This window comes from Flavobacterium sp. CF136, from assembly GCF_000282055.1.
In the GTDB taxonomy this organism is placed as follows: domain Bacteria; phylum Bacteroidota; class Bacteroidia; order Flavobacteriales; family Flavobacteriaceae; genus Flavobacterium.
On record NZ_AKJZ01000064.1, the window covers coordinates 1 to 12,060 of the forward strand.

General features: G+C 36.3%; 5 protein-coding genes. All 5 read left to right on the forward strand.

What is annotated here, in order from left to right:
* The first annotated feature begins 219 nt into the window (after nucleotides 1–219).
* The 5 genes from PMI10_RS17455 to PMI10_RS17475 all read left to right on the forward strand — a co-directional run bounded on the left by PMI10_RS17455 (nucleotide 220) and on the right by PMI10_RS17475 (nucleotide 11,701).
* Nucleotides 220–1,911, forward strand: a complete 1,692-nt coding sequence (locus PMI10_RS17455) for a DUF885 family protein (protein WP_007810456.1) — start codon at nucleotides 220–222, stop codon at nucleotides 1,909–1,911.
* 130 nt (nucleotides 1,912–2,041) lie between these two features.
* The gene (locus PMI10_RS17460) at nucleotides 2,042–4,732 is read left to right on the forward strand and encodes a DUF5695 domain-containing protein (RefSeq protein WP_007810457.1); all 2,691 of its coding nucleotides are present in this window, start codon (nucleotides 2,042–2,044) and stop codon (nucleotides 4,730–4,732) included.
* Nucleotides 4,733–4,742: 10 nt separating this feature from the next.
* On the forward strand, nucleotides 4,743–6,845 hold the full coding sequence (locus PMI10_RS17465) for a beta-galactosidase (RefSeq protein ID WP_007810458.1): 2,103 nt from the start codon (nucleotides 4,743–4,745) through the stop codon (nucleotides 6,843–6,845).
* A gap of 172 nt (nucleotides 6,846–7,017) precedes the next feature.
* The gene (locus PMI10_RS17470; protein WP_007810459.1) at nucleotides 7,018–9,159 is read left to right on the forward strand and encodes a family 43 glycosylhydrolase; all 2,142 of its coding nucleotides are present in this window, start codon (nucleotides 7,018–7,020) and stop codon (nucleotides 9,157–9,159) included.
* 307 nt (nucleotides 9,160–9,466) lie between these two features.
* The gene (locus PMI10_RS17475) at nucleotides 9,467–11,701 is read left to right on the forward strand and encodes a DUF6055 domain-containing protein (RefSeq protein WP_007810462.1); all 2,235 of its coding nucleotides are present in this window, start codon (nucleotides 9,467–9,469) and stop codon (nucleotides 11,699–11,701) included.
* Nucleotides 11,702–12,060 lie beyond the last annotated feature (359 nt).

Here is a 12,060-nt window from a genome sequence, read left to right on the forward strand (position 1 = left end):
TCACGCAGATTTTGCAGATAAAGCAGATTTATTTTAGAGTGCAGTATTAAATATCTGCTTTATCTGCAAAATCTGCGTGAGAAAATATTTTAACACAGATTTTCGAGAAAGTGGGTTTGGGACAAAAGACTTAGAATTACACGAATTATTACGAATTTAATTAGTGTAATTCGTGGCAAAAAAACAATAACCCGGCATTAAAATCATCAAATCAATACTATGAAAAAATCAGTTCTAAGCCTCTTTTTATTTTTAGCAATGGCATCTCAATCCTTTGCAAATCAGCTTGTAGATGTAATTAATACATTTCAGGCAGATAAAAATGCGCTGCAAAATTTTTATTCCAACAATGAGTCCGAAGAATATTATGTGCGGTTTTCTAAGTTTTATGAGGATTGGGGAAAAACTGTAAAAAGTATTGATTTTAAAAATTTATCAAAAGAAGAAAAAGTAGATTATCTATTATTAAAAAACCTGATAAGCAAAGAAAATTATTTTTTACAGATAGAATACAAAGCGTATAAAGAAGTGGCTTCGGTTTTAGACTTTTCAGACGATATCACCCTTTTTATTAAAGAAAGGAAAAGAGGAAAACGACCAGTTTCAAATCAGTTGGCAAAAGCTTTTGATGCAGCAGGAACAAATATTGACAAGAAAATCGAACTGCTGAAAACCAAACCTTTTAAAGATTGGCTGGCTGCTGAAAAGGCCGCTAAAGTTGTGGTTTCTTTTGAGAAAACATTAAAAGAAGCTTATAATTTTTATTACAGTTATGATCCTGATTTTACCTGGTGGATGGAAAAACCGTATAAAAATCTATCAGAAAAACTTAAAATTTATGAGGAGTTTTTAAGAGCAAATTATTCTAAAACAAGTATAAAAGATGATGGAAGCGGCATAGTTGGAAAACCAATTGGAAGAGATGCCGTAATCAAAAGTCTGGCGTATGAATATATTCCGTATTCTCCGGAAGAGCTTATTGCCGCAGCACAGAATCAATTTGAATGGTGCAAAAAAGAAATGATAAAAGCCTCTACAGAATTAGGTTATGGAAACGATTGGAAAAAAGCTCTCGAACATGTTAAAGATACTTATGTGCCAGCCGGAGAGCAGCCACAGGCGATTACTAATTTGTATAATCAATCAGTAAAATTTATAGAAGACAGGGATTTAATCACTTTGCCTGAACTAACGAAAGAAACCTGGCAGATGATTATGATGACGCCGGAACGTCAAAAAGTAAATCCGTTTTTTACCGGAGGCTGGGAAATCAGTATTTCGTATCCAACTGAAGATATGGATCAGAAAGATAAGCTGATGAGTATGCGCGGCAATAATCCAAATTTCTCTTTCGGGACGGTGCAGCATGAATTATTGCCGGGACATAATCTGCAGTTTTTCATGAACAGCCGTTACAAATCATATCGCGCTCCTTTTGATACTCCTTTCTGGATGGAAGGCTGGGCGTTATATTGGGAAATAATACTTTGGAACAAACAATTTCCGCAGACACCGGAACAAAAATTAGGAATGCTTTTTTGGAGAATACACCGTTGCGCCCGAATCATATTTTCATTAAAATATCATCTGGGAGAAATGACTCCGCAGCAATGTATCGATTTATTAGTGAATGAAGTGGGACATGAAAAGGCCAACGCTGAAGCAGAAGTCAGACGCTCTTTTGCCAGCGGAGACGCTCCATTATATCAGGTAGCATACATGACAGGAGGGTTGCAGTTTTATGCTTTAAGAAATGAATTATTGGCCAAAGGCTGGACAGAAAAGCAGTTTCATGACCGTGTTTTAAAAGAAAATATAATGCCGGTCGAAATGCTCCGAATTGTATTAGAAGATTTACCGGTTTCTGAAGATTATAAAACAAATTGGAAATTCTCAACCGATTTTAAATAATGAAAATAGTTTCAATTTTGAACACATAGAAACATAGATTTTATGTGTAAAAAAAGAAAATAAAAGAAACACATTTCTTTCACATAGCTAGTTATGTCTGTTTTAAAGGATTTAAAAAATAATAAAAATTATGAAAAAAGTAAGAGTATTAGTTTTGATGATTTGCTGCGCAATTGCTTCAAATACTTTACAAGCACAAGAATATTGGGATAGAATTAAAGCAAAAAAATCGACGCTCGAAACAGAAAAAGGATTTATCAATTTGAGTACCAAATCTTTCGAACTCAAATTATTGAAATCTTCTCAAACAATAGCGGCTTTGTCTCCGGTTACAGATAAGAGTTTCGATTTTACGCCAGGTGAACGACTTTCTATTCGTGATAAAGATGGTCTTTATCAATTGGGAGACATCAATCTTCGAATTAAAGCAGCAGATGGAAGCTGGAAAAATTATTCCACGGCTGCGAAGAGAGCTTCTGTTACTGCTTTGAATGCTTCCGGAAATATTTTGGCTGCAGCCGATCTTTCGAATACATTACCAGCCGATATTCCTGTAATGATAAAACGTTTTTATGAAGAAAAAGAAGGGAATTTAATTCTGCGTTTTGAAATTACGAACAAATCCAACACCGCTCAGGAAATAGGAGCATTAGGTGTTCCGATGGTCTTTAATAATATTTTAGAGGGAAAAACATTAGATGAAACGCATCTTCACAACGTTTTTTTTGATCCTTATATTGGTAAAGATGCCGGTTATCTTGAAGTGAAACGACTAAGTGGTCATGGGCCTGCATTATTGTTACTTCCGGAAGAGAATATGCCTTTTGAAGCGTATCGTCCATTATTGGATGATGAAACACCAAGAAGTATTGTCTTTGAAGGTTTCCACGAATGGATGCCATTAAGTAAAGCCTATGCTGAAAATGAATGGAAAACTGCCGAACAATGGAACACGCCAACTTCATTGGTACTTCAACCGGGAGAGGCTAAAAGTTTTTCATTGAAGTTTGTACTAGTTGACCAAATTGAAAATATTCAGTCTGGTTTAATTCAAAACGAGCGCCCTGTTGCAGTTGGAGTTCCGGGCTACGTTTTGCCTCAGGATGTTGACGGACAGCTTTTTCTAAAATATAAAAAAGCAGTAAAATCTTTTAAAATAGAACCGGAAGGAGCTTTAGTTTTAGAGGAAAAATCAAAAAACAAAAACGGTTATTTTCAATATGCAGTACACGGAAAAAAATGGGGAAGAGCCAGATTAACAGTAGTGTACGAAGACGGATTAGAGCAAACGATCAATTATAAAGTAATAAAATCTGAAACCAAGGTAATTGCTGATTTTGGACATTTTTTGACAACAGCGCAATGGTTTGACGAGAAAAATGATCCTTTTCATCGAAATCCTTCGGTAATCTCCTATGATTATGAAACGAAAAAACAAGTGAGTGAGGACAGTCGTGTCTGGATTTCCGGTTTAAGTGACGAAGGAGGAGCAGGAGGATGGCTGGGTGCAATCATGAAGCAATTGATTGATCCAAAAAAAGAAGAAGTAGAAAAATTAGAGCAGTTTGTTGATAAAACTTTGTGGGGTGGAATTCAGTATAATACGGCTGATACACTTAAATACGGCGTTAAAAAAAGTGTTTTTTATTACGAACCTACAAAAATGCCGGAAGGAACATACAGCAAAGATGTGAATTATAAAACCTGGGCAGCATGGGACAAAAAAGGTTCTGATGATCCGGGAAGATCGTATAATTATCCGCACGTTGCCGCTGCATACTGGACGATGTATCGCCTGGCCAGATATCATGATGGTTTGGTTACCAATCACGCCTGGGATTGGTATTTGAAAAATGCTTACGAAACCAGCATTGCAATGACAAGATTGGCACCTTATTACGCGCAGTTTGGACAAATGGAAGGAACGGTTTTTTTATTGATTTTAAAAGATTTAAAAACGGAAGGATATACAGAAATGGCGAATAATCTGGAAGCTAAAATGAAAGAAAGAGCAGATCACTGGAGAACGCTTAATTATCCTTTTGGAAGTGAAATGCCCTGGGATTCAACAGGTCAGGAAGAAGTCTATATGTGGTCGGATTATTTTGGATATACAGATAAAGCGAAGATCACGCTGGATGCCATTTTAGCCTATATGCCTACAATGCCTCACTGGGCTTATAATGGAAATGCCCGCAGGTACTGGGATTTTTTATATGGGGGAAAATTATCCAGAGTAGAACGTCAGATACATCATTATGGATCAGCTTTAAATGCGATTCCGGTTTTGGAACAATTCAGAAAAACACCTGATGATTTTCATTTACTAAAAGTAGGTTACGGCGGATTATTAGGCGGAATTTCAAATATTACTGAAGATGGTTTTGGGTCTGCGGCTTTTCACTCGTATCCTGAAACTTTAAGAATAGATTATTTATCAGGAGATTATGGCTCCGGTTTCTTTGGTTATGCTGTGAATACAGCTACTTTTATTACCAATGAAAAAGACTATGGCTGGGTTGCTTTTGGAGGTAATGTAAAAGAAAAAGGAGATGAGGTTGAAGTAGAAATTACGACGGCCGCAAAATCCAAAGTATTCATTGCTCCGAAAAAATTATGGCTGACATTAGATGCAGGAACATTTAAAAAAGTAAATTACAATACTAAAACAGGCGTAATTACAATTACTTTGGATCCTAAAACAGCCTATACATCTAATGCTTATTTAAGAATAGATAAGGATGTAGAATTACCTTATGAAAAAGTTAGGGGTGCCTATAAAATCGCTTTGAAAAATAAAGCTGTTCAAATTAAATTATAAGTATGAAGAAATGAAGCCGAAATCAAATAAACACCTTTTCAAAAAAATAATATTTGCCTTATTTGGAATACTTGCCAGCTTAAATTCAGCTGCCCAAAAGTTCGACAAATATTTCCCAAAAAAAGACCTGACCACAGTAGGAGTATATTATTATCCGGAACATTGGGATCAGAGTCAATGGGATCGTGATTTAAAAAAAATTGCCGAAATGGGTTTTGAGTTTACCCATTTTGGCGAATTTGCGTGGGCACAATTAGAACCGCAGGAAGGTGTTTATGATTTTAAATGGCTTGATAAAGCGGTGGGAATTGCTGCAAAATACAATTTAAAAATTATTATGTGTACCTCAACAGCGACACCTCCCGTATGGCTCGTTCGCAAGCATCCCGATATACTGGCTACTTATGAAGATGGCACCAAAACAGATCACGGTTCGAGACAACACGCATCATTTTCAAGTAATTACTATCGAAGCTATTCTTTAAAAATGATTGAACAATTAGCAAAAAGATATGGCAACAATAAAAACATCATTGGCTGGCAGGTAGATAATGAGCCTTCGCGTTTTCTGGATTATGGAACAGATGCACAACAGCGATATCGTAATTGGTTAAAGGAAAAATATGCAACTATTGACGCTTTAAATCAAGCTTGGGGCAACAATTTCTGGAGTGGGACTTATAGCGACTTTAGTCAAATTAATATTCCACTGCATAAAGAATGGGGAATGAACTTACATTCTCAATTAGATCATTACAGATTTGCTGACGAGGAAACGGCAACTTTTCTGGATAGTCAGGCACTTACTATTCGCAAATATATAACCAAAGACCAATGGATTACGTCTAATTACAGATCCAATTACGATGAAAGTTTTGTTGGAATGAGCAAAGAATTGGATTTTGATTGTTATACACGATATTTAGTTTATGGCGGAAGTCTTGGAATTGGTCCAAAAGGCTATCGTTTAGGCGATTATACTGCTATTGGAATGTCTAATGATTTTTTTCGTCCTTTAAAAGGTATGTATGGTTGTATGGAACTGCAGCCGGGACAAGTAAACTGGGGAAGTATTAATCCACAGCCATTACCCGGAAGTATTCGTATGTGGTTATGGCATGTTTTTGCAGGTGGCAGTAAATTTACGTGTACGTATCGTTTTCGTGCTCCTTTATATGGTTTTGAGCAGTTTCATTATGGAATTGTAGGTACAGATGGTGTAACACCAACCGTTGGCGGTACAGAATTTGCCCAGTTTATAAAGGAAATTAATACGTTGCGAAAAATTTACGATGCCAAAGCCACATTACCAAAGGAGTATTTAGGACGTAAAACCGGAATTCTTTTTAATGCAGACAATGTTATGGGTATTGAGTTAAACAAGCAAACAAAAGAGTGGAATACAATTGGGCATTTCTTAAAATATTATAAAGCAGCAAAATCTATTGGTGCGCCGGTCGATTTTGTTCGGGATACCACTAATTTCTCTAATTATCCTTTTTTGATTGTACCTGCTTATCAGATGATTGATCAAAAAATGATTGATAAACTCACTTTGTATGCCAAAAATGGAGGGAATTTAGTATTGAGTTGTCGATCCGGAATTCAAAACCGTCAAGGGCATCTTTGGGAAGCTAAATTTTATGAACCGATGTGGAATTTAATCGGTTCTCAAATAGAATCGTATGATTTGTTAATGCCGCAATCTCCCGGTATAATAAAGTTTAATAATCAGGAATTTGGATGGACCAGCTGGGGAGATTTACTAAAACCAAATAAAGAAACAGAAATTTGGGGAACCTATGATGGCGATTTTTACTCTGGAACGCCTGCTATTATTTCACATAATTTAGGAAAAGGAACAGTAACCTACATTGGTGTAGATTCCAAAAATGGCGACCTCGAAAAACAAGTATTAAGAAAGTTATACCAGAAACAAAATGCTCCTATAGAAAATTACCCGGAAGGAATTATGGTTGAGTATCGTGACGGATTTGGTATAGCGGTCAATTATTCGGATAAAATCTACAATATCAATTTACCGGAAAGCGCCAAAATCATTATTGGAACCAAAGCAATAAAAACTGCTGATGTACTGGTTTGGAAATATTAATAAAAACTCATCGGATATAATTTAAAAACAGGTGTCAGGCTGAGCGGAGTCGAAGCCCGTTCCAATTGACAAGCCTTCGACTAAGTTAATCCTGAGAGAAGCCGAATGGGCTCAGGATGACATTGATTTCTGAAAGTATAAAAATATTTTACTCAAATAATTTATAATTGCAATGCTGAAAAAGAAACTACTTTACAGTCTTATCATACTCGTTTTTACCGGAACTATTTTTGCACAAAAAGACGTTGATGTAAATTCTCCCGGAGCTGGAAATCCTATTTTACCGGGCTGGTTTGCTGATCCTACCATTAAAAAGTTCGGAGACATTTATTATATCTATGCCACGACTGATAATGAAATGCTGGCATCGGGCGCGCCTACGGTTTGGTATAGCAAAGATTTCAAAAACTGGTATAATTATACAATGGAAATCCCTTCATTTTCAGCAAAATCGATTACCAATTTTTGGGCTCCCGATATAATTGAAGGAGACGATGGTAAATATTATCTGTATTTTGGAAACTGCGAAATAGGCTGTAATATTTATGGTTATGTTTCGGATTCGCCTGTTGGACCCTGGAAAAAATTAAGTGAAGATGACACTCCGGTAATTTCAAATGGATATCCAAGAGAAAACTTTCCATCGCTCGATGCACAGTTTTTTAAAGATTCAGATGGTAAAATATATGGATATTGGGGAACGTGGGTACATTACAATGGTGGCTATGCCGTGGGAGAGTTAAATAAAAATACCATGAACGGAATGACACATTCCACAAATATACCATTAGCACAAACGCCCGCTCCATTTGAGGCAGTTTATATGATGAAAAAAGGCTCAAAATATATTCTTATGTATTCCGGGGCATCTTGTCATGATGAAACATACAACGTTCGCTATTCGTATTCAGATTCGCCTTACGGACCTTTTACTCCCGGAAAAAATAATCCGATTTTGAGTACAAATGAAGATAAAACGGTTCATGGTCCGGGACATCATTCTGTTTTACAGGAGAAAGACGATTACTACATTGTGTACCATAAACACGATTACCCGATGACCAGAGGTGGACTTGCCAGACAAGTTTGTGTCGATAAAATGATTTTTGAAAATGACTCGACAATACAAACAGTTATAGCTTCAAATAAAGGAGTAGTGTTGTTAAAATCCGAAGTTCCGGAAAATATTGCTTTTAAGACAAAAACCACGGCTTCTTCCTTTTATCATTTAAAATCTACCGAATATGATTATCAGTATCAACCTTCTTTTGCTACTGATGATAATAATGCAACAATGTGGAAAGCGGCTGATAATACATCTCCTGAATATCTAATTATCGATTTAGGTTCAGAAAAAAAGATCAAAAGGGTAATGACCCAATTTGAATTTGCCAGTTATTATTATCAGTATAAATTGGAATATTCTGTAAATGGAATTAAGTGGAATTTATATTCCGACAGATCTAAAAATCGTACAGCCGGAAGCCCGATGATTGATGATAATGAGGTTGCGGTACGTTATCTGAAATTGACCGTTTTAGCCACTGAAAAAACCGGATTATATGCAGCAGTTTGGAATATCAAGGTTTATAGTTCCTTATTTGATTTTCCGTTGCAATTGCAAAATAAAGAATCCAATACAGTTGCTGCAGTAAAAAGTACTAAAAAACTATTGTTTGATCTTGATGCCAGTAAAATTTCCGGCAATTCAGCTATAAATAAGATTTCCAACAAAGGTTCACTTGGAGGAACTTTTACAAAAAATGGCGAAGTATCTTTAGAAAAATCAGAAGGAATTCAGGCTTTCAATTTTACAAATGGTGCTTTTATATTAGATAAACCGGTACCAAAAAGCTTGGCATGGAATGGTTCTTATACCATAGCAGCCTGGGTTAAAAATCCTGAAATAGCAAACGAAGGAGAGATTTTGGCATCGTGGTGTGACAGGCATGAATTTGGTCTGGCAAATTCATACAATGCTTTGGCCTACAACAGTGGGAATTATGGTGCGGGAGTGCATTTAGACGGCCATTTTGATATGAAATTTACTAAAATCCCGGAAACGAATAAATGGCATTATATTGTTCTGACTTTTGATGGTGTTGTAGAAAAAGTGTATGTTGATGGTATTTTGGATAATTCGCAAAGTATGCTGTTATCTTCTGCTATTGATAAAGCCAAAATTACAATAGGAGCATCTGATATTGGAGAAAATTTCTCGGGTTTTATAGCTTCATTACGTATGTATGATTATGCGCTGAATCAGGAAGATTTGGTGAAACTGATGAAACAGACTAAACCAAAAACAGAATAATACTTTTTAATCAGGGAATCCTTTTTTCTGCTGATTTCCTGATGAAGCTTGGATTGAATTTACAAGAAAAACAGTGTTGTGTCAGAACTTATATCTGTAGAAGGGAAGAATTAAATTCTGTAATCTTTCTTTTCAAATCATATCTTGTTTTGTAATCTTAATTCCTTAGGTTAAATAATTGTATAACAAACACATAGACTTATAATAGGTAAAATAGTATTAAATTAAGTTAATATTGTCTTATAAAAACTATAAATTGATATTTACATTTACATAAGAATAATCTTAACCTATTAATTAATGTCTTATGAAAAAACTTTTACTACAAGTTGTCCTATTTCTTTGCAGTTATTTTGCAATGGGCCAGAAAACCCTTTTTACTCCTACAGAATGGAGCGACCCCAACAATGAGTTTTACAATAAAGTATCAAGCTCACGAAAATATGAATCGACTAACTTTGTTCTGTACTGGGGAGATAAAGTTGGTACCAATCCCGCAACATACTCAGATACTTCGTTACGTTTTACCCCTAAATCGGTTGCTGATACGCTCGAAACCAGCTTTAAACGCTATATAACCGATTTACATTTTATCAATAATGCATCAACAACAAATTTCGGAAAGTACAAAATCATTATTATGATGATGAATACCTGGAATTCGACCGACCCAAGGTTAGAGGCGTTTGCACAAGCCAGCTCGTTTAGTAATACCATCGGTGCTATGTTTGTACATCCTGAAGCAACCAGGGACGGAGGTGCACTGTCTCATGAGTTTGCCCATACACTGCAGATGATGATGCATATTCAGGAAAACCCGGGTAATGGAACCGCTTTTTCCGGGTATGATTGGGCAGGCCCGTTTTTTGAAGGCCATGCCAATTTCATGCGCTCCCAGGCCTATTCACAATGGGCAGAGATAGATGGAACCCTCACCAGATGGATACAAACCAGAAACTTTATGTGGTCCTCTAATCGTCATCATTACACAAATTTTCACCTGATGTATTATGTTCAGGAAAAAGAAGGTTTTGATTTCACCAGAAGAATGTGGGCCGAATCAAAAAATCAGGAACATCCATTGGAAACTATTAAAAGATTAAAAGGTTTTACACAGGATCAGCTTGGTGATTATCTATGGAGTTATGCGCAGCGACAACCGGCATTTGATTACCCTATTCAATGGAATTCCCAAATAAATGCAACCAGTAATTTTGGAAAGAAAATTAGAGAAGTATATACGTCCATTAAAAATTATATGCCCCGATATACAAGCAGACAATATACACTTCTTACTAAAGTTGCAGGAACAACTGATCAGTTTTATACGAATAATGATTGGGCCCCGCAGGATTACGGAATGAATATAATTCCGTTATACCCAACCTGTACAGGAACTCAAAAGAAAGTTACAATAAAATTTAAAGGACATACAGAAGTAAATCCTACACAGGCCGGATGGCGATATGGTTTTGTTACTACAAAAGCCGATGGTACTGTATCCCGTTACAGTCCAATGTATAAAACGGATGGCGAGGCATCATTTGCCTTAAATACAGCAACAGAATCAGGTATTTTTCTGGTAGTATTTTCAGCTCCGAAAGTGCATGTAAATTATAATATGGATGAAGGATATCCGAAGCAAAGAAGATATCCGTATGAATTAAAAATTGCCAATGCCACTCCGGAAGGATTTCAGCCCGCAGCTGATTTTAGAAAGTTTCTTAAAACAAACGGACACCTACATACCAATGGTGGTGGATGGGTATCTAATAATGCCAGTGTTGCATCATCAGTATACGTAGGGCCTTATGCAATTGTTCGGGGAGGTACTATTTCAGGAAATGCCCGTATAGATGGATATGCAATGGTTGATGGTGGAAACGTCAGCGGAAATGCTATTGTAAGAGACAACGCATGTGTTTATAATGCAACTTTATCAAGTAGTGCCATAGTGGAAGGAAACGCCTGGATGGAAGGCGGTTCAGTTGCAAATACTGCAAACATTAAAGGAAATGCGATGTTATTTGCCGGAAACTTTGGCGGATCAGTTGTAGTGGGTGGTGATGCGGAAATTGGAAGCTGTTCTACAGCTGGTGTTTATCTGCAGTTTCCTTATTGGAGAAATGGTAGATCAGAATGTGACGGAAAAGGTGCCGGAGATGCGTCTAATATTGATATTAATCCTGCATTCACAAACTTCTCAGCAGCAACAATGGCATTCAGCACAACTCCGAATTGTACAGTTACTGCTAAAAAAGCAATTCAGGAGGAAGACTCTTCTACTGATGTTAGTTTGAATATTTATCCAAATCCAACAGGAGGAAACCTAACAATTTCTTTTATGCAAACGGAGCAGGAAAAAGTTACTGTTTCATTGTTCGATATCAGTGGACATGAAGTAGGAATAATTACGGATAAGACTTATGAGGTGGGACGAATTGATCTTGCCTATAATTGTAGTGATTTGATTCCGGGCGTTTACTTATTACGTATTCAAACAGGAAATAATTATGTAACTAAATCTTTTATTAAGAAGTAACGAACTTAATATTCTGTTTGAGCTTGAGAAATAGCTAAAAAAAGTAAAGCCTGATTTTTAGAAATCAGGCTTTTTTTATTCTTTTAAAATAACACTTTGTATAGTAATATATGAACCCGAAGAAAAAAATGGTAGATATCTTTTGACCCGAAAGAAGTTTAAAGATTTCTTTTAGAAAAATGGAGCTTCGTTATAAAACACAAGAAACCTCGCAATTTGCGAGGTTTCTCATTTCTATTCTTTATTGATTCTCTTTGTCGGTACGGAAAGAATTTCCGCCCTATCGTTGAGCATACCCGAGCGATCGGGATCAATGTTCATCCAGCGACCTAACGAAGGGTCATAGTTACGTGCTCCAT

Coding starts and splice junctions, on each gene's coding strand:
- PMI10_RS17455 (WP_007810456.1), top strand. CDS start 220: ATGAAAAAATCAGTTCTAAGCCTCTTTTTATTTTTAGCAATGGCATCT.
- PMI10_RS17460 (WP_007810457.1), top strand. CDS start 2,042: ATGAAAAAAGTAAGAGTATTAGTTTTGATGATTTGCTGCGCAATTGCT.
- PMI10_RS17465 (WP_007810458.1), top strand. CDS start 4,743: ATGAAGCCGAAATCAAATAAACACCTTTTCAAAAAAATAATATTTGCC.
- PMI10_RS17470 (WP_007810459.1), top strand. CDS start 7,018: ATGCTGAAAAAGAAACTACTTTACAGTCTTATCATACTCGTTTTTACC.
- PMI10_RS17475 (WP_007810462.1), top strand. CDS start 9,467: ATGAAAAAACTTTTACTACAAGTTGTCCTATTTCTTTGCAGTTATTTT.